The organism is Phyllobacterium sp. RCAM01083, from assembly GCF_055685835.1.
This window is the reverse complement of the sequence record NZ_JBVFZN010000005.1, coordinates 2,452,783-2,479,197: the sequence shown is the minus strand read 5'-3', so window position 1 is coordinate 2,479,197 and position 26,415 is coordinate 2,452,783. Positions and strand designations below refer to the sequence as shown.

General features: G+C 58.3%; 29 protein-coding genes. 9 read left to right on the top strand and 20 right to left on the bottom strand.

The genetic code is table 11. The features are described 5' to 3' along the window. Positions 1 to 19 precede the first annotated feature (19 nt). Positions 20 to 1,039, top strand: coding sequence for a class I SAM-dependent methyltransferase (locus tag ACZ25R_RS18990; RefSeq protein WP_472461882.1), 1,020 nt, complete (start codon positions 20 to 22; stop codon positions 1,037 to 1,039). Here the strand turns inward: ACZ25R_RS18990 and ACZ25R_RS18985 are convergent, their stop codons facing one another. From ACZ25R_RS18985 to fabA, 4 genes are all read right to left on the bottom strand, one after another. Further along, positions 1,040 to 1,393, bottom strand: coding sequence for a hypothetical protein (locus ACZ25R_RS18985; RefSeq protein WP_223612048.1), 354 nt, complete (start codon positions 1,391 to 1,393; stop codon positions 1,040 to 1,042). Between the two features lie 108 nt (positions 1,394 to 1,501). Then, positions 1,502 to 2,317: an enoyl-ACP reductase FabI gene (gene fabI, locus ACZ25R_RS18980; protein WP_223612046.1), complete on the bottom strand. Its 816-nt coding sequence runs from the start codon at positions 2,315 to 2,317 to the stop codon at positions 1,502 to 1,504. Between the two features lie 11 nt (positions 2,318 to 2,328). Beyond that, positions 2,329 to 3,558, bottom strand: a complete 1,230-nt coding sequence (fabB, locus tag ACZ25R_RS18975; protein ID WP_105736691.1) for a beta-ketoacyl-ACP synthase I — start codon at positions 3,556 to 3,558, stop codon at positions 2,329 to 2,331. Positions 3,559 to 3,595: 37 nt separating this feature from the next. Continuing rightward, entirely contained in the window at positions 3,596 to 4,111 is a 516-nt protein-coding gene (gene fabA, locus ACZ25R_RS18970) for a 3-hydroxyacyl-[acyl-carrier-protein] dehydratase FabA (protein WP_105736690.1), read from the bottom strand. A gap of 223 nt (positions 4,112 to 4,334) precedes the next feature. On the opposite strand from fabA, the gene irrA reads away from it, so the two are divergent. Continuing rightward, positions 4,335 to 4,766, top strand: coding sequence for an iron response transcriptional regulator IrrA (gene irrA / locus ACZ25R_RS18965; RefSeq protein WP_105736688.1), 432 nt, complete (start codon positions 4,335 to 4,337; stop codon positions 4,764 to 4,766). 75 nt (positions 4,767 to 4,841) lie between these two features. Here the strand turns inward: irrA and ACZ25R_RS18960 are convergent, their stop codons facing one another. Then, on the bottom strand, positions 4,842 to 5,399 hold the full coding sequence (locus ACZ25R_RS18960) for an SH3 domain-containing protein (RefSeq protein ID WP_374042648.1): 558 nt from the start codon (positions 5,397 to 5,399) through the stop codon (positions 4,842 to 4,844). Between the two features lie 185 nt (positions 5,400 to 5,584). Between ACZ25R_RS18960 and ACZ25R_RS18955 the strand changes: the two genes are divergently transcribed. Then, positions 5,585 to 6,586 carry a 2-hydroxyacid dehydrogenase gene (locus tag ACZ25R_RS18955; protein WP_223612408.1) on the top strand — a complete coding sequence of 334 codons (1,002 nt, stop codon included), beginning with the start codon at positions 5,585 to 5,587 and terminating at the stop codon, positions 6,584 to 6,586. Positions 6,587 to 6,612: 26 nt separating this feature from the next. Here the strand turns inward: ACZ25R_RS18955 and ACZ25R_RS18950 are convergent, their stop codons facing one another. The 15 genes from ACZ25R_RS18950 to ACZ25R_RS18880 all read right to left on the bottom strand — a co-directional run bounded on the left by ACZ25R_RS18950 (position 6,613) and on the right by ACZ25R_RS18880 (position 20,717). Continuing rightward, on the bottom strand, positions 6,613 to 7,026 hold the full coding sequence (locus tag ACZ25R_RS18950; RefSeq protein WP_472461881.1) for an aconitase X swivel domain-containing protein: 414 nt from the start codon (positions 7,024 to 7,026) through the stop codon (positions 6,613 to 6,615). Then, the gene (locus tag ACZ25R_RS18945) at positions 7,023 to 8,279 is read right to left on the bottom strand and encodes an aconitase X (protein WP_472461880.1); all 1,257 of its coding nucleotides are present in this window, start codon (positions 8,277 to 8,279) and stop codon (positions 7,023 to 7,025) included. Before ACZ25R_RS18945 ends, ACZ25R_RS18950 begins: the two co-directional genes overlap by 4 nt. Positions 8,280 to 8,300: 21 nt before the next feature. Continuing rightward, positions 8,301 to 9,083 carry a molybdopterin-synthase adenylyltransferase MoeB gene (locus ACZ25R_RS18940; RefSeq protein ID WP_472461879.1) on the bottom strand — a complete coding sequence of 261 codons (783 nt, stop codon included), beginning with the start codon at positions 9,081 to 9,083 and terminating at the stop codon, positions 8,301 to 8,303. A gap of 49 nt (positions 9,084 to 9,132) precedes the next feature. Further along, the gene (gene sugE, locus ACZ25R_RS18935; protein WP_105736796.1) at positions 9,133 to 9,447 is read right to left on the bottom strand and encodes a quaternary ammonium compound efflux SMR transporter SugE; all 315 of its coding nucleotides are present in this window, start codon (positions 9,445 to 9,447) and stop codon (positions 9,133 to 9,135) included. A gap of 281 nt (positions 9,448 to 9,728) precedes the next feature. Next, positions 9,729 to 10,433 carry a glutathione S-transferase N-terminal domain-containing protein gene (locus ACZ25R_RS18930; RefSeq protein WP_472461878.1) on the bottom strand — a complete coding sequence of 235 codons (705 nt, stop codon included), beginning with the start codon at positions 10,431 to 10,433 and terminating at the stop codon, positions 9,729 to 9,731. 140 nt (positions 10,434 to 10,573) lie between these two features. Then, positions 10,574 to 11,737 carry a DNA replication/repair protein RecF gene (recF, locus tag ACZ25R_RS18925; protein ID WP_472461877.1) on the bottom strand — a complete coding sequence of 388 codons (1,164 nt, stop codon included), beginning with the start codon at positions 11,735 to 11,737 and terminating at the stop codon, positions 10,574 to 10,576. A gap of 20 nt (positions 11,738 to 11,757) precedes the next feature. After that, positions 11,758 to 12,876, bottom strand: coding sequence for a DNA polymerase III subunit beta (gene dnaN / locus ACZ25R_RS18920; protein ID WP_223612033.1), 1,119 nt, complete (start codon positions 12,874 to 12,876; stop codon positions 11,758 to 11,760). Between the two features lie 186 nt (positions 12,877 to 13,062). Then, positions 13,063 to 14,613, bottom strand: coding sequence for a chromosomal replication initiator protein DnaA (gene dnaA / locus ACZ25R_RS18915; RefSeq protein ID WP_472462523.1), 1,551 nt, complete (start codon positions 14,611 to 14,613; stop codon positions 13,063 to 13,065). Between the two features lie 865 nt (positions 14,614 to 15,478). Further along, complete coding sequence (rpsT, locus tag ACZ25R_RS18910; RefSeq protein WP_105736677.1) at positions 15,479 to 15,745, bottom strand: 30S ribosomal protein S20; 267 nt, start codon at positions 15,743 to 15,745, stop codon at positions 15,479 to 15,481. 156 nt (positions 15,746 to 15,901) lie between these two features. Then, entirely contained in the window at positions 15,902 to 16,675 is a 774-nt protein-coding gene (locus ACZ25R_RS18905) for an enoyl-CoA hydratase (protein WP_472461876.1), read from the bottom strand. A 13-nt stretch (positions 16,676 to 16,688) separates the two neighbouring features. Continuing rightward, a complete protein-coding gene (mutM, locus tag ACZ25R_RS18900) occupies positions 16,689 to 17,582 on the bottom strand; it encodes a bifunctional DNA-formamidopyrimidine glycosylase/DNA-(apurinic or apyrimidinic site) lyase (protein ID WP_472461875.1) in 894 nt (297 codons plus the stop codon). Continuing rightward, positions 17,575 to 18,810, bottom strand: a complete 1,236-nt coding sequence (locus ACZ25R_RS18895) for a phosphopentomutase (RefSeq protein ID WP_472461874.1) — start codon at positions 18,808 to 18,810, stop codon at positions 17,575 to 17,577. The genes mutM and ACZ25R_RS18895 overlap by 8 nt, the downstream gene beginning before the upstream one ends. Positions 18,811 to 18,908: 98 nt before the next feature. Further along, the gene (locus ACZ25R_RS18890) at positions 18,909 to 19,529 is read right to left on the bottom strand and encodes a TadE/TadG family type IV pilus assembly protein (protein ID WP_472461873.1); all 621 of its coding nucleotides are present in this window, start codon (positions 19,527 to 19,529) and stop codon (positions 18,909 to 18,911) included. A gap of 50 nt (positions 19,530 to 19,579) precedes the next feature. Then, positions 19,580 to 20,179: a TadE/TadG family type IV pilus assembly protein gene (locus tag ACZ25R_RS18885; protein WP_472461872.1), complete on the bottom strand. Its 600-nt coding sequence runs from the start codon at positions 20,177 to 20,179 to the stop codon at positions 19,580 to 19,582. 139 nt (positions 20,180 to 20,318) lie between these two features. Continuing rightward, positions 20,319 to 20,717, bottom strand: coding sequence for a pilus assembly protein N-terminal domain-containing protein (locus ACZ25R_RS18880; RefSeq protein ID WP_472461871.1), 399 nt, complete (start codon positions 20,715 to 20,717; stop codon positions 20,319 to 20,321). A 320-nt stretch (positions 20,718 to 21,037) separates the two neighbouring features. On the opposite strand from ACZ25R_RS18880, the gene ACZ25R_RS18875 reads away from it, so the two are divergent. The 6 genes from ACZ25R_RS18875 (at position 21,038) to ACZ25R_RS18850 (ending at position 26,405) form a co-directional block, all read left to right on the top strand. After that, positions 21,038 to 21,247: a Flp family type IVb pilin gene (locus ACZ25R_RS18875; protein WP_223612022.1), complete on the top strand. Its 210-nt coding sequence runs from the start codon at positions 21,038 to 21,040 to the stop codon at positions 21,245 to 21,247. A 66-nt stretch (positions 21,248 to 21,313) separates the two neighbouring features. Further along, positions 21,314 to 21,838 (top strand): A24 family peptidase, encoded by a 525-nt coding sequence (locus ACZ25R_RS18870; RefSeq protein WP_472461870.1) that lies wholly within the window; start codon positions 21,314 to 21,316, stop codon positions 21,836 to 21,838. A gap of 186 nt (positions 21,839 to 22,024) precedes the next feature. Continuing rightward, positions 22,025 to 22,825, top strand: a complete 801-nt coding sequence (cpaB, locus tag ACZ25R_RS18865; RefSeq protein ID WP_223612019.1) for a Flp pilus assembly protein CpaB — start codon at positions 22,025 to 22,027, stop codon at positions 22,823 to 22,825. Positions 22,826 to 22,850: 25 nt separating this feature from the next. Next, positions 22,851 to 24,386 (top strand): type II and III secretion system protein family protein, encoded by a 1,536-nt coding sequence (locus ACZ25R_RS18860; RefSeq protein ID WP_472461869.1) that lies wholly within the window; start codon positions 22,851 to 22,853, stop codon positions 24,384 to 24,386. A gap of 41 nt (positions 24,387 to 24,427) precedes the next feature. Continuing rightward, the gene (locus tag ACZ25R_RS18855) at positions 24,428 to 25,081 is read left to right on the top strand and encodes a CpaD family pilus assembly protein (RefSeq protein WP_288191762.1); all 654 of its coding nucleotides are present in this window, start codon (positions 24,428 to 24,430) and stop codon (positions 25,079 to 25,081) included. A 40-nt stretch (positions 25,082 to 25,121) separates the two neighbouring features. Further along, positions 25,122 to 26,405 (top strand): AAA family ATPase, encoded by a 1,284-nt coding sequence (locus tag ACZ25R_RS18850; RefSeq protein WP_472461868.1) that lies wholly within the window; start codon positions 25,122 to 25,124, stop codon positions 26,403 to 26,405. Positions 26,406 to 26,415: the final 10 nt, after the last annotated feature.

Below are 26,415 nucleotides of genomic sequence, written 5' to 3'. Positions count from 1 at the left end.
TTGATGGATGGACATTGCCATGGCCAACGGCGCACTCAAGACGCTCTTTCTGCCCTTTGAAGACGGGATACTGCCGGTTCCAGATGCGGGTAGCGCGTGGCTGTTCCTTGGCGCCGAGGTGGAGCGCGATATCGATCCTGCGTGGAAAGATGCGCTGACAGCGCTCCAGCCGTTCCGGCCGGATTACAACGCGTTGCAAAAAGCGGGCTTCCAGGCGGTTTCCCGTCTTGAGGGCGGGGAAAGCTTCAAGGGCGCGCTGATCCTTCTTGGCAAGCATCGTGGGCGCAATGAGGCATGGCTGGCGCAGGCTTTGCGCCACGTCGAAGCGGGCGGCCTGATCGTGGTGGGCGGCGACAAGAAACTTGGTATCGACAGTTTCCGCAAGACAGTCGAGAAATTTGCGCCGGTCACCGACCGCTTGTCCAAGCACCATGCGGTGGCTTTCTGGTTTACCCGGCCCGAGGCTCTCGACGAGGTGCAGGTGAAGGCGCTTGTGGCTGAACCGACGCTGGTCGACGCGCGCTTTACCACCGCACCCGGCATGTTTTCCCACACGGCCATCGACAAGGGATCCGCGCTGCTGGTGAAGCATTTTGCGGGACGCATCAGCGGCCATGTCGCCGATTTCGGCGCCGGTTGGGGCTATCTTGCCAGCGAAGTCCTGAAGCATCCGGAAAAGCTGAAATCGCTGGCAGTCTATGAGGCGGATTTTGAAGCACTCGAAGCGGCAAAACTGAACCTTGCCGGTGCAACCGAGCTGCCTTTGTCATTCCACTGGCATGATGTGAATGGCGAAGCCATCGCCGAGATTTACGACACGATCGTCATGAACCCGCCATTCCATGCGGGACGCAGTGCCGACCCGACCATGGGGCAGGGTTTCATTGCGGCTGCCGCCAAGCGGCTGAAGCCGGGCGGCAGACTGCTGCTCGTCGCCAACCGCCAGATGCCCTACGAGGCGGGCCTGAAGGCACTGTTCCGTTCCGTCCTGCCGATCGAGGACACCGCCGGTTACAAGATCATCGAAGCGAAAAAATAGTCAGTTCAATCGCCGCCGCCGGATACCGCACAGCCTCGTTTCTTCGATGGCCGCCTCGCTCATCCACGCCATGGATTTGAGGCTGACGACGATCCGTTGCAAAATGGCGGGACGTGGTCCCCTGCGCCAGGTATCGCTGGAATAGAGCGCTTCCTGCGAAGCGTTGAGGTGGTCGAGATTGTCATAGGCGCGCACGAGGAAATAGGCATCGGGGTGATGTTCCGATTGGCCGAAATCGACCACATCCATATCGATGGACTGGTGTATGGGCAGGCTTTCCTCGCACACCAGTTTGTGGAACTCGGCTCCTGTCCCCGGGCGCAGGCTGTAGATAAGCGTTTCAACGAGGCGCATGGTGGGTCTCCTGACATTCCTGACGAAAAAGGGAGGCCCACTTTCAACAAAAATCCCGCAAAACCAAGCCTGGTCTCACGGGACTGCTGTCAATTCTGGCAGGAGGGTTTATTCCTTGCCGTCGTCGGATTTCTTCAGTTCTTCGAGCGTTGGCATCGATACGATGTTGTAGCCGGAATCCACATAGTGGATTTCGCCGGTCACGCCGCTCGACATATCCGAGAGAAGATAGAGTGCCGAGCGGCCGACATCGTCGATATCGACGGTGCGGCGCAGCGGCGCGTTGCGCTTCTGGTAGGAGAACATGGCGCGTGCATCGCCGATGCCGGCGCCAGCCAGCGTGCGGACCGGACCGGCGGAGATCGCGTTGACGCGGATGCTTTCCGGGCCGTAATCGGCGGCGAGATAGCGCACCATGGCTTCAAGGGCAGCCTTGGCCACGCCCATGACGTTGTAGTTCGGCATGACGCGGGTCGAGCCGCCATAGGTCAGCGTCAGGATGGAGCCGCCATTCGTCATCAGTTTCGAAGCACGCTGCGCCACTTCCGTGAAGGAATAGGCTGATATCACCATGGTGCGGCTGAAATTGTCGCGCGTGGTGACATCGGCATAGCGGCCCTTGAGCTGCGACTTGTCGGAAAAGCCGATGGCATGCACGACGAAATCAAGCGTGCCCCATTCCTTTTCCAGGGTCTCGAACACGGCATCGACGGTTGCGATATCTTCGACATCACAGGGAAGCAGCAGCTTGGAGCCGAGTTGTTCCGCGAGCGGTGCAACACGCTTGCCGAAGGCATCGCCCTGATAGGTGAAGGCGAGTTCAGCGCCGTTGTCGGCCAGTTCCTTGGCAATGCCCCAGGCAATGGAATGGCTGTTCGCGACCCCCATAATGAGACCGCGTTTGCCTTTCATCAGTTCACCCATATTCTTCCCTCTCAACCCTGGAAACGCTGGAACACCAGCGTTGCATTGGTGCCACCAAATCCGAAGGAATTGGTCAGCACCGTATCCAGTTTGGCATTGTCGATCCGCTTGCGCACAATAGGCATGTCCTCGAATGCCGGATCGAGTTCTTCAATATTGGCGCTCTCGGCGATGAAATTGTGGTTCATCATCAAAAGCGAATAGATCGATTCGTGCACGCCGGTGGCACCCTGCGAGTGCCCGGTCAGTGATTTTGTCGCCGAGATCGGCGGACAGCCGGCTTCCGCCGTGCCGAACACCTCGCGAATGGCTTCGATCTCCTTGAGATCGCCAACCGGTGTCGATGTGGCGTGCGGATTGATGTAATCCACCTTGCCCTTCACGTTCTCGATGGCCATCCGCATGCAGCGGGCGGCGCCTTCACCGCTTGGCGCAACCATGTCGGCACCGTCCGATGTCACGCCGTAACCGACGATTTCGCCGTAAATCTTGGCGCCGCGCGCCTTGGCGTGTTCCAGCTCTTCCAGAACCAGCACGCCTGCGCCGCCGGAGATGACGAAACCGTCGCGGTTCTTGTCATAGGCGCGCGATGCAACCGAAGGCCGGTCGTTGAACTTGGAGGACATGGCGCCCATGCCGTCGAAAAGCACGGAAAGCGTCCAGTCGAGATCTTCGCAGCCGCCGGCAAACATCATGTCCTGCTTGCCATACTGGATCATCTCGAAGGCATTGCCGACGCAGTGATTGGACGTCGCGCAGGCCGATGAAATGGAATAGTTGACACCCTTGATCTTGAACCAGGTGGCAAGCGTTGCCGATGCGGTCGAAGACATGGCTTTCGGCACAGCAAACGGCCCGACCTTCTTGGATGAACCCGATTCGCGGGTTTTGTCGGCAGCTTCGACGATGGTGCGGGTGGATGAACCGCCGGAACCCATGATGATACCGGTGCGCTCATTGGAAATCTGGCTTTCATCGAGACCGGCATCGGCGATGGCCTGGTCCATGGCCACGTGATTCCATGCGGTTCCCCCGCCATGGAAGCGCATGGCGCGCCGGTCGACCAGCGTTGCCGGATCAAGCGTGGGAGCGCCGTGCACCTGACTGCGGAAACCGTATTTTGCATAGTCTTCCGCGAAGACAATACCCGATTTCGCTGCACGCAGGGATTCCAGCACCTCCTGCACGTTATTTCCGATAGAGGACACGATACCCATCCCCGTCACAACCACTCGCCGCATTGCGATCTCCTTGAAGGTGCTGCGCTGACCGATAGGGTCAGGCAGCGCTTTCCTTGAATAGGCCAACCCGCAGGTCGGTTGCCTTATAGATAGTTTCGCCGTCGGCTTTTAGCCAGCCGTCCGCAATGCCCAGCACCAGACGACCGCGCATGACGCGCTTGAAGTCGATGCCATACTCGACAATCTTGGTCTTCGGGGTGACCATGCCGGTGAACTTGACCTCGCCGGTCGACAGCGCGCGGCCCTTGCCGGGCTCGCCGAGCCAGCCTAGATAAAAGCCGGTCAGCTGCCACATGGCGTCGAGACCGAGGCAGCCCGGCATGACGGGATCGCCAATGAAGTGACACGGGAAGAACCACAGGTCCGGCTTGATGTCGAATTCAGCACGGATATAGCCCTTGCCGTTTTCGCCGCCGGTCTCGGAAATCTCGGTAATGCGATCAAACATCAGCATGGGTGGCGCTGGCAACTGGGCATTGCCCTGACCGAACATCTCTCCGCGGGCGCAAGCAAGGAGCTCTTCATACCCGTAGCTTGATTTCTGTTCTGGCATTCTGTCTCCCATCAATTGCTTCAATGCTGGCGCTTTTGCGCGGGCGGACCCTATCACAGAGTGTTTCTCGCTGAAAACGGTCTGTTGGCTTATCCCTAACGGAATGGCTGAATTGCGGCCTATTGATCGATTTCGCAAGACGGCATATATCAATGATGTAACACGATAGACAACAGTCTATGGTGAGACTTTTGATATCATTTAACGGAGTGGCAGACGGGCCATGCATATTTCTTATGAGATTGATGCCGACGTACCCTTGCAAGAGCGCCTGCGCTTTGCGGGTTTGCGTCCCACCCGTCAGCGTGTAGCGCTTGCCAGTCTGATCTTCGCCAAGGGCGATCGTCATCTTTCGGCGGAAGAACTGCATGAAGAGGCGCTCGGCGCCAATGTGCCTGTTTCCCTTGCGACGGTCTACAATACCCTGCACCAGTTCACCCAGGCAGGCATGCTGCGCATCCTCGCCGTCGAAGGCGCAAAAACCTATTTCGATACCAACGTTTCCGATCACCATCACTTTTTCGTCGAAGGCGAGAACCAGGTGATCGATATTCCGGATGGCTCGGCCATGGTCGGCCATCTTCCGCCGGTACCGGAAGGCATGGAAATCGTCAACGTGGACATCATCATCCGCCTGCGCAAAAAACGCGGCTGATCCAATCGCATATCAATGATGACGGATTGTGCAGTCTGACGGGCATGTGAGGCAAGCCCGCCCGGATTCTATGGATCAATCAAACTTCTCGCCGGGATAGGCACCCCAGATATCCGATTGGCGCATCCAGCCGCTGGCACCGCTGAATATCAGCCGGCACCAATCCCCATTGCACATCTTGAGGGTTGCCAGAACGCCGGGCTGCACCTGTGCCACGATGCCCGCCTTGTCATCGGCACTGCGATAGACATTCAGCATGACATTGTCCTTGTCACGCTGCCACGGGGCGGTCATCGCGGTGCGCTTGCCGGAGAGGAGGGATTGATAGACCCAGCCTTCGGTTCCCTCGGAATCGCGAATGCGCCGCCAATTGTCATATTCCTGGACGATTTCCACCGGCAGGCCCGATTTCAGAAACAGCCACGTCACGGCGTAGTCGCGCCCCGGTCCGACGCGCAAATTGACGCGGCCGGGTTTCAGGCTGACAAAACGCGGCAATGGCAGGCCGCTGGGGCCAACCTGTTGGGCGGCATAAGCCGTGGCAATGCCGGGAATCGCCGCGGGAACGGCGAGGGAAAGGGCCGACGCAATACCGGCGGTCAGTGTGAAAGAACGAATAAATGAGATACCCAACAAAATCAGTCCTTCATCGTTCTGAGCTCTTTTCCGGCAATTATGCGGTTGAACAAGGAACGATCCCTATTTTTCTTTGTCTTTGACGCGCCGCCTTGATAGACAAGTATCGGAGCTCAAGAGCAATTGCAGTTTGCAATGACTTGGTTAAAGAGGTCTCAATATCATCGGAAAAAGGGAGGGGAATATTGGTTAACAAAAAGCCTCTGGTCGTCATCACCCGAAAACTGCCCGATTCCGTTGAGACGCGCATGCGTGAACTCTTCGAAGCGCGGTTGAATGTCGATGACCGGCGGTTGTCAAAGGCGGAACTGATCGAGGCCGTCCAGCAAGCCAATGTTCTCGTGCCCACGGTTACCGACCGTATCGATGAAGAGATCATCAATGCAGCCGGTCCGAATCTCAAGCTTATCGCCAATTTCGGCAATGGCGTTGACAATATCGACGTTCCTGCCGCCGCCAAGCGCGGCATCACTGTCACCAATACCCCCAATGTCCTGAGCGAAGACACCGCCGACATGACCATGGCCCTGATGCTGGCTGTGCCGCGGCGATTGGTGGAAGGCGCATCCATTCTGCTCGATGACGGCAAATGGGAGGGCTGGGGCCCGACCTGGATGCTTGGGCGGCGTATCTGGGGCAAGCGCCTCGGCATTGTCGGCATGGGCCGTATCGGCACTGCCGTTGCCCGCCGCGCCAAGGCTTTTGGCCTGTCGATCCATTATCACAACCGCAAGCCGGTCAGTCCGAGGACAGAAGTCGAGCTCGAAGCAACCTATTGGGACAGTCTCGATCAGATGCTGGCCCGAATGGACATCATCTCGGTCAACTGTCCGTCCACGCCGGCCACGTTCCATTTGCTCTCGGCGCGGCGGCTGGCGCTGATGCAGCCTTCCGCTTTCATCGTCAACACGGCGCGCGGCCAGATCATCGATGAGCAGGCGCTGATCGCCCAGCTGGAAACCGGGAAACTCTCCGGCGCGGCGCTTGATGTCTTCGAACACGAGCCGGCAGTCAATTCAAAGCTGCGCAAGCTGGCCAAGGCGGGCAAGGTCGTCATCCTACCGCATATGGGTTCGGCTACGCTGGAAGGCCGCATCGACATGGGCGAGAAGGTGATCATCAATATCCGCACCTTCATTGACGGGCATCGTCCGCCGGACCGGGTTTTGCCCAATCTCGTTTAAGCCGGTGTCGCTGGCAACAACGCGAATTATTGAACGCTGACCATCCCGGCAACATCAATCGTGAGCGTTTGATCGATCAGCTGGGTAAACTCCCTGCGGTCGAGTTTGACAGCCATGGGCGTTGCGTGGCCCATCTCCTGCGCGACAATCAGGCCCAGGAGGAGAATGGCGTCGGGTTCATGCAGGATGATGGCAGCGGGTGCGAGGCCAGCAGAAACGAGTTCCAGAAGCACGGCTGCCGCCGATGATGACCCGATGGTTCCCGGCAGGCACAGAACCTTGCCGGTGATGGCGATGCCGTGCTGCGGATGGCGCACGTCGGCAATCCGTCCGGTCTTGGGATTGACGCCGCCCCAGAAACTGATGGGGGCTGTCAAAACCAGCGCCTCTGCCAGAGCTGGCTGGCCTTCCACGAGAATTTCTGTTTGAAACCGGCTCATTCGGCAGCTCCAAACACCGGACGTCCGGTAACGGCACTTTCCACACATTCGGCCATGGAGCCGTAAATAACGCCATAACCCGTATTCCCCGGCGCATAATGGGCAAACTTTCCTGAATTGGTCATCAGCACGGCGTTATCGATATCGGGCAGGATGGGCGTGACGACGACGCAGGTATCGGCGACGATAATGACGCCGCTCTGTTCCAGTATCAGGCGCTTGCCGCTGCTTTCGAGCGCGGCGAGGGCATGGCGGCCGGTGCAGGCATAGAGCGGTACAGCCAGCTGACGTCCGGCGATCAGCCGCTCCAGGCGATCAAACTCGGCGCCGGAAAGATGCGGGCTGCCGATAGCCACGGCATGGATGGATTCGGCACCGGCCGCTGTGGACAGCCTGCGTCGGGAATCCCCGATCATGTCGGTGGTCACCTTGATCACTGTCTCCGGCGCCTGATGCTGCAGGGCCGTGGCGAGGTCCGGCGCTTCGGGCGTAACGCCGGCCACGTGGAAGAGCCCGACGGCACCGGCAGAGGCCGCGGCTGCGCCAAAAGCTTTCAGCGCATCTTCTCCGGGATGATGCTCGATACCGGCGACAACACCCACGGCATCGCCCATTTCCCGCCCGTAAAGACTGCCAAGGATCGGCCACGCGGCCTCGGATGCCAGGAACTCCGCGTCCAGCCCCGATACATCGAAGACGATTCTGGCCCGGCGGTTTTCCGCGAGATGAAATCCGTAGTACGGGGCGTAGCCTGCAATGGCGCAGGCGATATCGAGAAAGTCGCCATAGCGGTTGGTCCGCGCGCCGAAGACGGAATTGCAGAAGACCACCGCATTGGATTCGCCCCAGGCGACGTCGCTGCCGTAGGCGGGGCGGTGTCCGGCCTGATAGGGCGCGCATGTCCATGTCGGTTCGCAGCCGAGCGTCCGGTAGGCATACATCATCCGCCGGGCCATGCCGCGCTCATGCGGCTCCAGCCGGTTCTTCGAACAGCCGGTCAGGTCAAGTGAGCCGACATTGAGCGTGGCTCTCACGGCAACCCTTGCCCCGCCTTCCACGAGCTTCTCCGCAAACAGCGTGCCGGAATCCCCGTGATAGAGCGCGCCGTCGATATGGGCTGAGGCAATGGGAATGAGCGACGGGGCGCCCATCAAGCGGGCTGTCGCCGCGACAATGCGCAGAGCCATCGCCGCACCCTCGCCGCGTGCACCATTGGCGATTGCTCTTTGCTCCGCAGTCAGCTCAAGCGGCATGGCGAAGGGCCTTGTGTCCGCTCACGCCGCAGCTCCAGCGGTGTTTGCCTTGTACCTGATCGTCTCGAAGCGCGAGCTCAATGCATCGTAAAGCAGCAGCCTGCCGATCAGCGGCTCGCCGATACCGGTGATCAGCTTGATGACTTCGGTGGCCTGCAGGCTGCCGATAACACCGGGGAGCACGCCGAGAACGCCGGCTTCCGCGCAGGCAGGCACGAGACCTGGCGGGGGCGGGGACGGGAAGAGATCGCGATAGGACGGGTTTTGCTCGCCCTTGCCGTTCTGTTCATAGGGTTTGAGCGTCGTCAGGGAGCCGTCGAACCGTCCGAGCGCTGCGGAAACCAGCGGACGTTTTCCCGCTGCACAGGCATCGGCAAGCAGATAGCGTGTGTCGAAATTGTCGGAGCCGTCGACGACGATGTGATAACGGCTGATGAGATCGGCGGCGTTGTCGGGTGCAATGCGCGTTTCGTGGGCTTCGACCGTGACGTGCGGATTGATCGCGGCAATGGCGCGGACGGCGCTTTCGACCTTGGGCGAGCCGACGAGATCGGTGTCGTGTATGACCTGCCGCTGCAGATTGGACAGCGAAACCCGGTCATCATCGACAATGCCAAGCGTACCGACGCCTGCGGCCGCCAGATACTGCAGCACCGGCGCGCCCAGTCCGCCAGCGCCCACGACAAGCACGCGGGCGCGCTTGAGCTTTTGCTGGCCGGGACCGCCGATCTCCGCCAGGATGATGTGACGGGCATAGCGTTCAAGTTCGGTGGAGGTGAAGGCAGGGTTTTCAGGGTCGCTCATGGCGCTACATTAGAGCAAGATGGACCCCGAATGCAGCATCCGATTTGTCTCAGGCAAGAAATTTCAACCCGGCAATGCCGGAGACGATCAGGCCGATGCAGACGAGACGGATGACCGTTGCCGGTTCTCCGAAAAGATACATGCCGAGCAGCGCGGTACCGACCGTGCCGATACCGGTCCAGACCGCATAGGCGCTGCCCACGGGCAGCTCACGCAGGGCAAGGCCCAGCACGAGAACGCTGATCACCATGCTGGCGCCGGTCAGTACCGACGGCGTCAACCGGGTAAAACCGTCGGTGTACTTGAGCCCGATGGCCCAGCCGATTTCAAAGAGTCCTGCGACGACGAGATAAATCCAGGCCATGACGACCATCCTTTTCCATGTGCGGGCCGTCCCGGCTTGTGTTCAGACGCAGCCTCTTACGGCCGCGAGGAGGTCGTCCTCCAGAGTTCTATCTAGGCTGGCGGAATTGTCGGGGCAAGTTTCCGGTCGCTGAGTAATTTTGGTGTTTAACATCAAGCGGAATGAACGAAGATCATCCCCAACGATACCCCGAATACCACACTCCAGCCGGGGTGCAGGCAAACGCCACCAAAGCGGCGGCGTTCAGAGGTTCACAACAGGGAATCACAGCAGCCGGGCGCCTATGGTCGCTTGGGTATATCGAGACCGCGCTGCACCGCCGGGCGTGCAAGCCCGCGCTCGAGCCAAGCTGGGACATTCTTCAGGCTGGCATAGTCGACCAGTTCGCCCGCACCATAGAAGCCAACCAGGTTGCGAACCCAGCCAAGCGTGGCGATATCGGCGATGGTGTAGTCGTCATCCATGATCCACTGACGGCCTTCAAGGTGCGTTTCGAGCACGCCGAGCAGACGTTTCGATTCAGTCACATAACGCTCGAGCGGACGTTTGTCCTCATACTCCCGGCCGGCAAACTTATGGAAAAAGCCGACCTGACCGAACATCGGGCCAATGGCAGCCATCTGGAAGAACACCCACTGGAGGGTCTCGTAGCGCCGGGCCGGATCAGCAGGCAGGAATTTGCCCGTTTTCTCGGCGAGATAGAGCAGGATTGCGCCGGATTCAAACAGCGGCAGGGGCTTGCCGCCCGGACCATCCGGATCGATGATCGCGGGAATCTTGCCGTTGGGGTTCAGTGACAGGTATTCCGGCGTCCAGCTTTCATTCTTGCCGATATCAACGAGATGGGTCTCGTATGGCAGCCCAAGCTCTTCCAGCATGATGGATACCTTCACGCCATTGGGCGTCGGCAGCGAATAGAGCTGAAGGCGGTCGGGATGCTGTGCCGGCCAGCGCTTGGTAACAGGGAAGGCAGAAAGATCAGACATGGGAATTCCTTTGTTGGATCAAGGCACCGGGCGATAACAGCCCTGTGTCCATGGAGGCCTTGTTTCATGGGATTGTTGCAGAAAGAATTCGATTCTCCGGCATGCTAACACGGCCGCAGGCGGGCTTGCCATCACCCGCTCTATCCGGCGTGCACTTCCCCGTGCGACACGTCAAAAAACTGCGCGCGGCCGGTAAGGCTCGAAAACAGCGAGCGGTCTGTACCCGTCATGAAGGCCTGTCCGCCAAGGTCTTCGATGATGTCAAAAAGGGCGGCGCGGCGGCCTTCGTCAAGATGGGCGGCGATCTCGTCCAGAAGCAGAATGGGCGCCATGCCCGCTAGTTCTCCCGTGAGGCGCGCATGCGACAGGATAAGGCCGATGAGCAGTGCCTTCTGCTCGCCGGTGGAACAGAGTTCGGCAGGCATGGCCTTGGGCCGGTGGCGCACCAGCAGGTCGGAGCGGTGCGGACCATCCAATGTGCGTCCTGCCGCCCGGTCACGGCTGCGTCCGTCGTGCAGTGCCCGGCGAAAGGCCTCCTCAACGTCCGTTGCCGATTCGATACCGATGCGTGCTTCCAACGCGCCGTCGAGAATGCAGTCGGCCTTGGGGAAGGGACTGTCGTCCGGCAGCCGCTCGATCATGCCGTTGATCAGGCGCATGAGCTCGGCCCGGGCAGCGGCAATCGCGATGCCGAGCTCCGCCATGGGAGTTTCAATGGCATCGAGCCAGGCGCCGTTGCTGCGCTCTTCCGTCAGCAGGCGGTTGCGGCTGCGCATGGCCTTCTCATAGTCGAGAACACGGCGGCCATGTGCCGGATCGATGGCCAGCACCATCCGGTCGAGAAAACGCCGCCGGTCCCCGGCCGCGCCGGTAAAGAGGCCGTCCATCGAGGGCACCAGCCAGAGGATGCGGGAATATTCCAGGAGGTCGTCGGCACTGGATGCGGTGACGCCATTGATTCGCACCCGCCGCGCCGTATCGCCCGGTGCATTGCCGGCAAGTCCGGTGCCGACATCCACGCAGCCTTCCTCGGTCTCGATGGCCGCATGGATGGCAAAACCATCGGGCGCGTCATTGCGGGTGACATCGGTATAGGTGGCGCGGCGCAAACCGCGGCCGGGAGAAAGAAACGAGACGGCTTCCAGCAGATTGGTCTTGCCCGACCCGTTCTCTCCGGTCAGCACCACATGCGACGGGCCGAGCCGCAATGACAGGTTTTCGTAATTGCGGAAATGCGCAAGCTTCAACCGGCTGATCGAAACGCGGGCCGGTTTACCCGCGTCCGTTCTGGGATCATCGGTCACAGCGGGATTGTCCGTTTGCGTCAAACCCGCATCGGCATGAGCACGTAGAGTGCATTCGCATCGCCTGTATCACGCACCAGTGTCGGCGAGCCGGCATCGGCCAGCATGAAGATCGCTTCCGTGCCGGAAAGCTGGGCAGTGATGTCGAGGAGATATTTGGCATTGAAGCCGATCTCGATCGGATCGGAGTCATAATCAGCCGCAAGCTCGTCCGTGGCGCTGCCCGAATCCGGATTGTTGACCGTCAAGGTCAGCTGGCCATCGGCAATCGTCAACTTGACGGCGCGGCCGCGCTCGCTCGAAATCGTCGAGACACGATCGACGGCAGACGCGAAGCTCTGGCGGTCGATGGTCAGTTTCTTGTCGTTGCCGGATGGAATGACGCGCTGATAGTCCGGGAAGGTGCCGTCAATCAGCTTGGAGGTCAGAACCACCGAGCCGATGGTGAAGCGGATCTTTGTGTCCGACAGTTCGATGGTCACGGCAATGTCGGGATCATCGACAAGCTTCTGCAACTCGGCAACGGTCTTGCGCGGGATGATGATGCCGGGCATGCCTTCCGCGCCGGAAGGCGCTTCCAGCTCGGCGCGGGCCAGACGATGTCCGTCCGTGGCCACGGCGCGCAGCTTCAACGAGCCCTCGCTCTCGATGGCATGGAAATAGATGCCATTGAGGTAATAGCGGGTTTCCTCCGTGGAGATGGCGAACTGCGTCCGCTCGATCAGGCTTTTCAACGCCGTGGATGTGATGCGGAATGTGTGTGTGAAGGATCCTGCGGTTAGTTCGGGGAAATCCGATTGCGGCAGGCACTGCAGGCGGAAATTCGACCGGCCCGAAGTCACTGTCATGGAATTGCCGTCGGCATTGGTTGCCAGCATTACTTCAGCCCCGTCGGGCAGCTTGCGGACGATATCATAGAGCAGGTGGGCCGGCACGGTAGTGGCACCGGATTGTTCGATTTGCGCGGCAGTGGCTTCGGTGACTTCCAGGTCAAGGTCCGTGGCCTTGAGGGCAAGGCTTGCACCCTCGGCATGCAGAAGAACGTTCGAAAGAATCGGAATGGTGTTGCGTCGTTCGACCACGCGATGAACATGGTTGAGCGACTTCAGAAGATTGGAACGTTCAAGAGTTACACGCATGATAAACCGGTCTCACTGTCTTATTCGACCCAAAGCCCTTAAGGGCCTGCGGCGCTTTTTCTGGCGAGAGGGCGAAGTTCCCCCAAGGTCAAGCAAATTGGCAGAAAGTCACCCTAAAAAGCAAGCCTGCGGCTGGCTGCAACGCACCATACCGCAGGCTTTCTGTTGATAAGTGGCGAAGTAGCCTTATTGGGCCTGATCGTTGATCAGGCGCTTCAGGAGCTCGAGTTCCTGCGACAGTTTCTGGTCCTTGCCGACAATATCTTCGATCTTGCGCACCGCATGCAGAACGGTTGTGTGGTCACGGCCGCCGAAACGCCGGCCGATTTCCGGCAGCGAGCGGGGTGTGAGCATCTTAGCAAGATACATGGCGATCTGGCGCGGCTTGACGATGGTGCGCGTGCGCCGGTTGGACAGAAGGTCCTGCTTGGAGACGTTGTAGTGGCGCGCAACGATGCGCTGGATTTCTTCGATGCGGATGCGCTTGGCTTCACCGCCGCGCATCAGATGGCTGAGCAGTTCATCGACCCGGTCGACCGACAGGTTCGGCTCGAAGGTCTGGCGGAACAGCAGCTGGTTGAACGCGCCTTCCAGCTCACGGCCGCTTCCCGTGACAGACTGGGCGACGTGATCGAGAATCTCCGGCGAAATATCCAGGGACTGGTCTTCCTGCTGGGCGGCAATCAGGCGGCGCTTGAGAATCTCCAGGCGCATCGCATAGTCCGGCGAAATCATTTCAAGGGCAACACCGCCCTGCAGACGCGAACGCACGCGCGCATCGAGCGATTCCAGCTCTGACGGTGGGCGGTCGGCGGCAACCACCACCTGCTTGGCACTGTCGAGCAGCGTATTGATCAGATGGCAGAATTCATGCTGGATCGATTTGCCCTGCAGGAACTGCATGTCATCGATGATCAGGAGATCGATATCGCGCAGCTGTTCCTTGAACGACAGCGCGTTGTTGTCGCGAATAGCCGTTGCGAAACGCCACATGAAATATTCGGCAGTCAGGTAGACCACGCGGGCCCGCTCCGAGCGCTTCAGGGCGTCGGCGGCGATGGCTTGCAGCAGATGCGTCTTGCCGAGGCCGACGGAGGCGTGAATGAACAGCGGATTGAACCGAACGGCACTGGCGCCGGCATCCGCAATGGTGCGCGCAGCAGCCAGGGCCACCCGGTTTGGCGTGCCATCAACGAATGTCTCGAAAGTGTAGCGCGGATCCAGCGGCGAACCGAACACGGAGTTCTGTCCCGGGCGATCCGTTGCACGGTCGGTAAAATGTGCCGGTGCCTTCTTGTCCTGCGATGTGCTGCCGACGGGAAAAACCGGCTTGTCGCGGGCAATCGCACGCTGGTCGGCCCGCAAGGCAGGCTCTGCCTCAAGCGAGGGGCGGCTGGCGCGGCTGGCGCTGCGGAAAACGATCTCCACCTTCAGGACCTGCTCATCCTCTTCATGCCACAGCGTGTTGATCATGTCGGAGTAGTGGTTGTTGATCCAGGAACGAAGAAATGCGGTCGGCACGGAAAGGCGAACAATGCTCTTGGATGTTTCATCCAGCTTCAGGCGGCCGAACCAGCTGGAGTAAACTTCATTTCCGAGTTTGGCTTTGAGCTTGGTCTTGACCCTCTCGAAAATCGTCTCGCCCTGGCTGCCGGCCGATACCATACTTTTCCCTTCGTCCATATGGAGCGGGACCATGGCTGCATTCGTGCCGTTTTCCATTATTCCGCTGGTCATTGTCATTGCCTCATCCTGATATTTTTCTGTTCGGGCTTGATAGTGCCCGTGTTCGCATGTGGACCGGTCCATGACCGGTTGCAGTCCTCAAGAGCCGGTCACCCCTATGACCAGCTTTCAATCTCCTGGAGCTAATTGTTGGATAAGGTCAGGGACGCGTAGTACAGGTCTGAACAATCTCGCACCGAAATTCTAAAAACCGCCACGTCCACATCCCTTTCAACTTTGGCGCAAAAAGACTCACGCCCGGCTGATGCCAGCGCCGCCAACTTGCTTCTTTTCTGAAACGATCCAGGGTCGTACAACCCGGATACCCGACAAAAACGTACTCGTTACGCAAACGAAAAATCTGCGTCCGAACCCATTAATTTGATAAGCCTGTTAAATGGGTTTTTGCCCACCCCTTCGATGTCTGGACCTTACAAAAACCTTTGCAGGGAGGGCAAGGGCAGGCGCGCCGCTTTTTTAGTGAATTAAAGGTTAACGCTTTTGCGTTTTTTTTAACTACCTCCGGTTGGACAGGGAAAAAGCCTTCGGATTCAAAGCCTTTTTTGGAATGCCGATTTTGCTGCACTGCGGACTCACGCGATCAAAAAAAAATATTAAATTATCGCTTGACACAGGCTGGGGTGACAGATTCTTCCGGCTGGGGTCTGGCGATAATGGCTACCTGCCGTAACTCATTGAAATTAAAAGAGAAATGATGGTTGTCGCTTTTTGTATGAAACTATTTATGACCCGCATATGTCAGGGTTTTGATATGCCACAATCTTTTTCATCGGAAACGAATTTATGCCCAAAAAAATGGCAAATAAAAAACCCGGCTAAGGACCAGCCGGGTTTAAAATAGATTATTTGTGTCTGATTAGGCAGACATGCCCTTAAGGCGCTGTGCGAGACGGGAAACCTTCCGGGATGCCGTGTTCTTGTGCACGACGCCCTTCGTGGCAGCGCGCATCATTTCCGGTTCAACAGCCTTGAAGGCTACGGAAGCGGCTGCCTGATCACCGCTTGCCACCGCATCTTCGAACTTGCGAAGGAAGGTGCGCACGCGCGAGCGGCGGGATTTGTTTACTTCGGTGCGGGCTTCGATCTTACGCGCCGCTTTCTTGGCCGAAGGAGTGTTGGCCATGATGCCTCTCTTTTCTGTCAGCTACTCGGCAGCATCAACGCGGCCGTCACAAAATAATAGGGTGGCCGAGGGGCCACCAAACGTTGTCGGGCTTATAGATCACGTTTCCGGTTGCGTCAACTTGGAATCGTCGCCTTGCCGGTGGATATTTCGGCCTCAGCGATTCTTGAAATTCGGGGCGCGTTTTTCCGCGAAGGCAGCCATCCCCTCCTTCTGGTCTTCCAGCGCGAACATGGAATGGAATACACGCCTTTCAAATCTCAATCCTTCCGAAAGGGTCGTTTCATAGGCCCTGTTGACCGTTTCCTTGGTCATCATGGCGACAGGCAGCGAGAAGGAGGCGATCTTCCGGGCAGCCTTCAACGCTTCCTCCACCAGTTCGCCGGCCTGGACAACACGCGAGACAAGGCCGCAACGCTCCGCTTCCGCCGCATCCATCATTCGCCCGGTCAGGCACAGATCCATCGCCTTGGACTTGCCGACAAAGCGCGTCAGCCGCTGTGAGCCGCCCATGCCGGGCATGACGCCGAGGGTGATCTCCGGCTGGCCGAATTTGGCGGTATCGGCCGCGATGATGAAATCGCACATCATGGCGAGTTCGCAGCCGCCGCCCAGCGCGTAACCGGCCACAGCGGCGATCAGCGGCTTGCGCAGGCGCGTGACCCGCTCCCACTCGCTGAAATAATCGCCGAGATAGGCATCGGCGAAATCCAGTGTCTGCATTTCCTTGATGTCCGCACCGGCGGCAAAGGCCTTTTCCGAGCCCGTGACGACGATGGCGCCGATACCATTGTCCCGGTCGAAAGCTTCAAGCGCTGCGCTGAGTTCGCCGAGCAGGGCGGAGTTGAGTGCATTGAGCGCCTGTGGACGATTGAGCTGGATGAAACCAACTTTCTCACGCGTCTCCACAATGATGTTTTCGTAGGCCATCCGGATACTCCTCCTAATGCTGGCAGATCGGGCAGAAAAACGTCGAACGCCCGCTTTGGACGATGCGGGCTATCGTGCCATCACAGGCAGGACGCGGGCAAGGCTCGCCTTCACGGTCGTAGACAGAAAATGAATGCTGGAAATAACCGAGTTCTCCGTCTGCCTGCCGGTAGTCTTTCAGGCTGGAACCGCCTGCCGCTATGGCATCGGCGATGACGGAACGAATGGAGGTGGCAAGCCGATCCGCCATGGGGTCCGGATCGCCGCTTTTCCCGGCAATGGATCCGGCCAATCGCCGGGGCGATAGTTCGGCCCGCCACAGGGCTTCGCAGACATAGATGTTGCCGAGGCCTGCAATCAGCTTCTGGTCGAGCAAGGCTGCCTTCAGCGGCGCATTCCTGTCGGCGAAGAGCCTGGCCAGCAATGCGCCGTCCAACCGGTTGCCTGTCGGCTCGATACCGAGGTCTTGTAGGAATTTATGGGTGTTGAGCGCTCCTGGCTCGGCAAACAGCATGAAGCCGAAACGGCGCGGATCGTTGTAGACGATCCGGCTTCTGATCCCGTCTCTTGATTCCACATGGATCACCACATGGTCATGGGTCGTATTTCTTGACCGGTCATGATGGAAGACACCCGGTGCCGTGTCTGCCCCGTCCTGTTCGATGCGATAGGAACCGGACATGCCGAGATGACTGATCAGACCCAGTCCGTCATCCATATGCATGATGAGGTATTTCGCACGGCGCTCGAGCGAGTCGATCGTGCGTCCGGTCAGCCGTTCGGCAAACCGGTCCGGAAAAGGAAAGCGCAGATCCGCCCTGCGCTGCTCGACACGCGCAATGGTTGCTCCCTCCATGAAAGGCTGCAAGCCGCGGCGGACGGTTTCGACTTCGGGAAGCTCAGGCATGGGATGCCGTGCCCCGTAGGAAGCTTTTTCCGTGTGGGCCGGGCGCAATGGCAAGATGGGCTGCGACTGTCTCGCCAATATCGGCAAATGTCGTGCGGATGCCGACGGATCCATGCGGCAGGTCGGGCCCGAAGCACAGAACCGGAACGCGTTCACGCGTGTGGTCCGTTCCCCTGAAGGTCGGGTCGCAGCCGTGATCGGCGGTCAGGATCAGGAGATCGCCGGGTCGCAGTTTCGCCATGGCCTCCGGCAGCCGCCGGTCAAAGGCCTCGAGCGCGGCGGCATAGCCGGGCACGTCGCGGCGGTGTCCGTAGAGCATGTCGAAATCGACAAAATTGGTAAAGACGAGATCGCCGTCCTGTGCGTCGTCCATGGCAATCAGCGTTTCATCGAACAAGGCCATATTGCCGTTGGCCTTGCGCACCTGGGACACCCCCTTGTGCGCATAGATGTCACCGATCTTGCCGATCGCGATGACAGTACGGCCCGCATCCGTCAGCCTGTCGAGCAAGGTGGGTTCCGGCGGCGGCACCGAATAGTCGCGCCGGTTGCCTGTGCGCTCGAAGGTTTGCGTGGTTTCCCCGACAAACGGACGGGCAATGACCCGGCCGATGTTCAGCGGGTCGACCAGTTCACGAACAAGCACGCACAGATCATAGAGCCGGTCCAACCCGAAATGCTGTTCGTGCGCGGCGATCTGGATAACGGAGTCCGTGGATGTATAGAATATCGGCTTGCCGCTGCGAATATGTTCTTCGCCATATTCCTCGATGACCTCGGTGCCGGAGGCATGCTTGTTGCCCAGAATGCCCGGCAGGCCGGCGCGCCGCACAGCTTCGGTAATCAATGTGTCAGGAAATGTCGGAATTGTCCTGGGAAAGTAACCCCAATTGAAAGTGACCGGTACACCGGCAATTTCCCAATGCCCGGAGGGGGTGTCCTTGCCATTCGACACTTCCTCGGCAGCACCCCACAGCCCGACAGGATCGGCGGCCGGGGCGGGGATATTGATACCGGAAGCGAGATTGGCGGCATGAACTAGGCCCAGCGAACTCAAATGCGGGAGAGTGAGCGGGCCGGAGCGCAGCCCGTCCTTGTCGCCGCGCCCGTCGGCGCAGGCTTCCATGATATGACCGAATGTCGTTGAACCTGCGTCGCCGAACGCTGCAGCATCCGGCGCACCGCCTATGCCAAAAGAATCGAGCACAAAAAGAAAAGCGCGAGACATGCCTCACTCCATCAGAACCAGAATCCACAGATAGGTGAAACTGACGCTGATGACAAACACCATGTGCGCGGGCGGTTGTTAAGGCAGGTTCCGGCAATTCAGCAGTTGGTGCAGGCTACCGCGTTCGCGCCCTGACGGATCCGGCCATAGATCATCTTGCCCATGACGATACCTGGACCGCTGGTGCCTTTGGACGTGTTGACGGTGTCTTTCATTGTCCAGGCAACGAGCGGAATATAGGCAATGCTTGTTTCAACACGCACAAAGTTTGACGTGGGAATCTTCAGGTTGGGATCGATGGTGATGGTACTGCCCTTGGTATAGGGCGTTGAGATGGTTTGACCCTGTTTGCGTTGCGACCAGGCAACCGTGGCGATGCCGTTTCCGTCCACGTTGATGGATGTGATGGTGATTGTCGGCAGGTCGCGCCAATAGGGCAAGAGGATGGAAGTCCCGATTTCCATGATATCGGCGATCTTTTCCTTTGTGACGGATTGTTGCTGTGTCACCAGATCGCCCACCATCGCTCCGGCCCGCGCCAGCTTCTTGTTCACGTCGAATCCGTTGGTGATTTCAATGCTCCCGAGAAGAAGCATGATCATCACCGGCGCAATCAATGCAAATTCCAGTGCGGCAACACCTCGGCGGTCTTTGCCGAACGCAGCCAGGATGCGCTTGGAAGCGGCCACTTTTTCACGGATTCTTTTGAATGGCGGCATGGCGGGAGCCTTCGCGGAAGAAAACAGGTCATTGGTTGGTTGGCGACGCATCAGAGGTACGGCTCATTTTGCCAGGTGGCTGTTGAGAACAGCAGGGTTTTCCCCTGGCTCTTTATGCTTGCGATACGGGTTTTCATCAAATCCGTCAGAACGGGCCAGCGATAGAAAATCCGCAGCTGATTGATCGTGCCGGCACCGCCCGGATTGACTTTCAAGGTGCTGACATCGACGTCATTGTTCGATGTGAGCGGGACTGTCGTGGGGACGGTTTTGAATGTCGCATAGGTCTGCAGGTCGACCACCAGATCGGGGCAGGGCGTGGCAGCCATGAGCAAGCGGGGACAAATCAGTGCTTTCAATTTTGTGGCGTCACTGACATCCGTTGTCCTCAATTGCCCGGTGCGCAGCTGGCGCGCAATGTCATCGACCGTATTCGACATGACCTGCTCGGCGGTGAAGCTGAGGGTAACCTCGACAACGGCAAAGATCAGGAGAAAGAAGGGAAGGGCGATCAGGGCGAATTCAATGGCAACACTGCCGCGATTGTCTTTGCGAAAGCATGTGAACAGTGGGCTTTTTCTTGCAAACCGCGTGCTTTCCGGCAAATCGGAAATTCCGCGTTCTTCCCCTCTGACAGCTTCCTGCATCATCACTGGACTTTCTCCGTCTCCCCGCCACGGACAAAGCTCTATCAGGCAGATATTAGAATCTCGTGTGTGGGAACGTGCAAATTGTGATGAGCGAATTCACGCTTTCTCAACTGTGATGCAAGCGGTCGCGGCAGGCCGGTCAGTTCCCGCCAATTTCCGAGTCTGATTTCTTCTCCGCAGCCGTCTTCTGGGATGTCTCGCAAAAGGGAGAACAGGAGAGTGTTTGCACAAAGGCGCGCCGGTAAACGCGCACAGTGTTGGCGACACTGCGGCTGACGAGAACCTGGTCATCGACGATTGCTCCGCCTTCGGCATCCATGATGACGATATTGGTCATGCCGAAGCCTTTCCCCGTCAAGACGACGGTTCGGGAATCCTTGACAACGGCATCCGCTATTTCAGGATCGCCAACCACAACCGTATCTGCCGGGCGCGCAAGCTTCAGCACAGTTGCCTGGTTCATGACCACATGGATACCCGTGTCAGCATGGGCTTGCACGCTTCCGGACAGGGCAGCAGCGAGCACAAGTGCGATCATTGTTGCATGCTGACTGAAACGTCGTTGGCCGTTGTATCGAACCATGGGAGTGCCCTTCGCAAAATCGTTGAATGAACGATGCCGATGATTGGTGAAGGAAGACTTAAACCTGTGAACTTATCATTAAGTATAATTGTGACGCCTGCTCTGCCCGTGGTGGCACGGCGGTGAGGCGTTTCGAAACGGGGGATTTTACGGTTCTCCTTCACCCTTTCGTAACGGTCTTTCTTAAGCTGAAAGCAATGCGCCAGGGATATTGTTCAGGGCATCACGTTACAGAGTTGGCGACCGTGCGCGGTTGCAGACATGCGGGGGAAATCATGATGTTCAATGCAAAGCGCCTCGCTCAGTCGGACGATAATATATTCACCGGTTTTCCCCGGAACAGGTCGGGTGCGACAGCCATAGAATATGCTTTGATTGCCGGTATCATCTCCATTGGCATCGTTGCTGGCGCCGGTACGCTCGGAACTGCTGTAAAGGCAACCTATGATGGCTTTGCCACGACGGTGAGCAATGTCACCAAATGAGGCTCTTGCACGCGGGGATTGTGACATGCGGGATGACTCTGCCCCTCGGTTTGATGGAACGGCGCGATGATTGAAGCTGCGATACTGATCGTTTTCCCCTTCGCCATGGCCTTTGCAGGGACATCGGATCTTTTGTCGATGACGATCCAAAATCGTGTATCGCTTATTCTGCTTGTCGCCTTCGCCGTTCTGGCGCCCATGACCGGGATGCCTTGGGATATCTACGGACTGCATTTTGTCGCCGGGGCTGTGGTGTTTGCCTTCACATTCCTGCTATTTGCCACGGGAACAATGGGTGGTGGTGATGCCAAGCTCATGACCGCGACAGCGGTCTGGATGGGGTGGAACATGGATCTGGCCGGCTATCTGCTTGTGATGTCGTTGCTCGGCGGCGCGCTTACCCTGGCCATCCTCAAGTATCGGAACTCGCACTTTGCCATTGTGTATTCAGGTCGCTTGGATTTCATGCAGCGATTGGCACAGAAGAACGAAGGCGTTCCCTACGGTGTTGCCCTTGGCGCTGCCGGTCTCATCATGTTTCCGTCCTCACCCATGTGCGTCTGGGTCATAGACCGGTTGGCCCATGCCTGACGGCTTTCGGTCGCCCAAGGGTTGATCGGCCATTGAAACGGTGCCGCTTCGTGGGAGACGGCACAAACAGACGCCGGTGAACGTCGTTTTCTGTCCTTTTAAGTAAACTGTTAACCATAATTACACGATTGCCAAGTCAAGGTGCAACCCTGGGTAAATTAGACAAAAGTCTATTGGGGTTCATAGATGCAAAAGGCACGCGTTGTTATTCTCATCGTGGCGATTACAGCCGCCGGTGCGGCTGGCTATATCGCGACGAATATGAAGCCTGATGCACCGGTTGTCGTAGAAACAGTTCCCCTGCCACAGATTGAATTACAGGATGTACTGGTCGCCACGGATGGGCTTGGCGTCGGTGCCGAAATGCGAAACCAGATGCGTTGGCAGCCCTGGCCGGTGTCCGCTCTGGCCGATGGCTACATCAAGCGCTCGGAACGGCCCAACGCCGAAGAAGAATTGCGCGGCTCCACCGTCCGGCTGCAGATATTTCCGGGAGAACCCATTCGGGAAGCAAAACTGATCGGCAAGGGCCAGAGTTTCATGTCCGCGCAATTGCCTTCCGGAATGCGCGCCGTGGCAACGCAGATTGCTGCGGATACGTCGGCCGGCGGTTTCATCCTGCCCAATGATTATGTCGACGTGATCATGATCCGGCAGATCGATGGAGAGCAGAAGCAGTTCGCGACAGAGACGATCCTGAGCAATGTCCGGGTTCTCGCCATCGATCAGACAATCCAGGAAGACGAAACAGGCCAGAAAAACAAGGTCGGTTCCACGGCAACGCTCGAGCTGACGCCGCAGCAGGCGGAGATATTGGCTGTGGCCCAGCAAATGGCGAGCCGCATGACATTGGTCCTGCGGTCCTTGCAGGATGCACAGGAGCCGACGGGGCCGGGTGCCGAATATCTCGTCAATTCACCCGGCCGGGCCGGAAACGTCAAGCTGATCAAATCCGGGACTGTCACTGAAATATTGGGGCGCAAATAAAATGGGTTTCGGAGCAATTTTCAGAATGGGTAGATCTGGCAATCGCGCGCACCGGTTTTGGAAAGCCGGACTTGTCGCTGTCGGCTGCTGCATCGCTCCCTTGCCAATCCAGACGGCCGCCGTGGCGCAGAGCAATGTGGTCAAGTTGAATCAGGGGCAAGGCGCGCCAAAGCGGATCAGTCTTGCGCTCAACAAGTCATTGGTGGTCGATCTTCCGGCCGACGCCTACGACATCCTTGTCGCCAATCCGACGGTGGCTGATGCCGTGACCCGCACGGCCCGCCGCATCTATCTATTCGGAAAACAGGTCGGCCAGACCAATGTTTTCGTTTTTGGACCGAATGGCGAACAGCTGGCCAGTTTCGATCTGGTCATCGAGCGCGATGTTGCCGGGCTCGAGGGCAGTCTCAAGAAGTATATTCCGGATTCCGATATCAAGGTCGAACTCCTGAATGACAACGTCATCCTGACAGGCACGGTGCAGACGCCGCTCGATGCCAAGCGTGCCACGGATCTGGCAACCCTGCTGGTCACCGGCGGTGAAGCCACCACGGGCCAGTATCAACAGACCGCCACTGCCGGCGGCAATGGCAGTAGCAGCGTTATCATTGGTGACCAGAACGAAGCGCGGCAGAAGAGCAAGATCGTCAACCTTATCCAGATTGCCGGTGAAGATCAGGTGACGCTCAAGGTCACTGTAGCGGAAGTCAGCCGTTCCGTAATGAAGCAGCTGGGCGTCAACATGGTCGGATCCACGAAATCCGACGGCATTCTGTTCGGCTCGGAGAATTTGGCTTCCCTTGTCGGGAAGGGGCTGAGCAGTTCCGGCGCGACCATTCCCATATCGATCGGCAGTGCGACGATCGACTCCTATATCAACGCCATGGAACTGGCCGGTGTGATGAAAACCCTGGCCGAACCGACGCTGACGGCGATTTCCGGTGAAAAAGCCACCTTCCGCGTGGGCGGCGAATATAACATGATCAATGGCTCCGATGTCGATGATAAGGGAAAAATCACCTACAATATTGGAAAGATCGATTACGGCATCGGCCTTGAATTCGTGCCCGTGGTTCTTTCTCCGGGGCGTATCAGTCTCAAAGTGCGTACGTCCGTATCAGAACCAACCATGGAAGGGTCGGTTTCTCTGAGTATCGGTCAGACGAGGCCTTCGACCAACGTTATTTCCATCCGTAAACGCCTGGCTGACACGACCGTGGAGCTTCCCTCCGGCGGATCCATGATGATTGCCGGCTTGATGCGGGATGATGCGAGACAGGCTATTTCCGGTCTTCCCGGGCTCTCCAAAATACCTGTCCTTGGCACGCTGTTCCGCAGCCGCGAATTCGTGCGCAACGAGACCGAGCTTGTGATCATCGTCACACCCTATCTGGTGCGGCCGGTTGCCCGTAGCGCCCTTGCCCGGCCCGACGATAATCTCAATCTTGCCAGCGATGCGGCCGGGATGTTCCTCGGAAAAGTCAACCGGGTCTATGGGACAAAAGCTGCCACCCCGCCCACCGGCCGGTATGAGGGTGTTGTCGGATACATCTACAAATGAGCAAGGACCCTGCCATGTCAGCCCTGAGGAAATTGAAACCGATGAAACCGGTGCTTGCGCTTCTCACTGTTGCTCTGCTTGCGGGCTGTGCGGATCGCGGTACGACCGTCGGCAGCATCCCGGATGATTACCGGACCAATCATCCCATTGTCATCTCTGAAAAAGAGCAGGTTGCCGATATTCCGGTCGGCCATGCCGACAACAGGCTGTCGATCACCCAGCGCAGCATCGTTCAGAATGTTCTGACCAATTATCACGCCAACGGTTCGGGCGTTATTCACATACTTCTGCCATCGGGTACGCCGAACGAGCACGCGGCGAGCCGCCTGCGCGATGACATCGTCGCCGTGTTGCGCAGGAGCGGGGTAAAGCCGTTCAATATTTCCAGCGAGCGGTACCGGGCTGACCCGGCTGATTCTGCGCCGATCCGCCTATCCTATTCGGCAATGACGGCCTCGACCGGACCTTGCGGTCAATGGCCCAAGGATCTGCTCGAAACAGCGGATAACAAGCATTATGCGAACTTTGGCTGTGCCAGCCAGAACAATCTGGCGGCGCAGATAGCCAATCCGGCGGATCTTCTCGGGCCAAGGGCGTCGACGACAATCGATGCAGAGCGTCGCGGCAAGGTTATCGATGCGTACAGAAATGCCACACAGCCGCCCCCGATCGTCACGCAGGAAGTGCAATATTAGTTGCTGAAAGAGACCTTTCGACAAAACGCGGAATGCTAAAATGAGCCAGCTGGCCTTTGAAACAGACAATCAATTCGGGGATGCCGAGGGCCGGCCGGCTGGTACGGGGCTGCACGCCTTCCGGCCAATTCCCCGGATCTCAATACAGGCATTTTGCGAAAGCGACGCTGTTGCGCAGCAGATATTGCGTGCAAGCGAAGATCGCCGCATGGCGAAGACCCACGCACAACTTCACATGGGCGGAACAGCGACGGCTGTCGAACTCTTTCAGACCGTGCCAACACCCAATCTGATCATTCTGGAATCATCGGCTGCCCCGCGTGACATACTGGAACAACTCGCCACCCTGTCGGAGGTTTGCGATCCAAGCACCAAGGTGGTGGTCATCGGACATTACAACGATGTCTGGCTTTACCGCGAGCTGATCCGCAACGGCATTTCTGAATATATGGTCGCGCCGGTCAATCTGGCCGATATCATTGGTGTGATTGGCGGTCTCTTTGTCGATCCTGACGCAAAGCCGCTGGGAAGCTCCATCGCATTCATCGGCGCCAAGGGCGGGGTCGGCGCCTCGACAATGGCGCACAATATCGCATGGTGCATCTCCTCGCTGTTCAAGAATGAGGTGGTCATCGCCGATATGGATCTGCCTTACGGCACCGCCAACATCAATTTTGATCAGGACCCGCCGCAAGGCATGGCGGAAGCAGTATTCTCGCCCGAACGCATCGATGATGTTTACCTAGACCGGCTCCTGGCGCAATGTGCCGAAAACCTGTCACTGCTTGCAGCACCGTCGACCCTCGACCGCGTCTTCGATTTCCGCGAGGATTCCTTTGCCCATCTGATTGATGTGGCCCAAAGGTCCGTTCCGCACGTGATTCTGGATATTCCGCACACGTGGAACGGCTGGACCCGCACAACCCTGGCGCGTGCGGACGAGATCGTGATTGTAGCATCGCCGGAACTGGCCAATTTGCGCAACACAAAGAACCTGCTGGACACGTTGAAACAGCTTCGCCCCAATGACGGGCCGCCGCGCCTCATTCTCAATCAGGTCGGCATTCCCAAACGGCCGGAAATCGCACCCGCAGATTTCTGCAGCCCGCTGGGGATTGCCCCGATCGGCGTGATCCCTTTTGAACCCGCATTGTTCGGGAACGCGTCAAACAATGGGCGGATGCTTGCTGAGACCGATTCCTCCAATGCAATTGTCCAGAACATCAATGAGATTGCCCACATCCTGACGGGACGGCTGGAGCTGAAGGCCAAAAAGAAGCCGGTGCTTTCCACGGTCTTGTCCAAGCTGAAGCGCAAGAAATGAGACTGAAGGA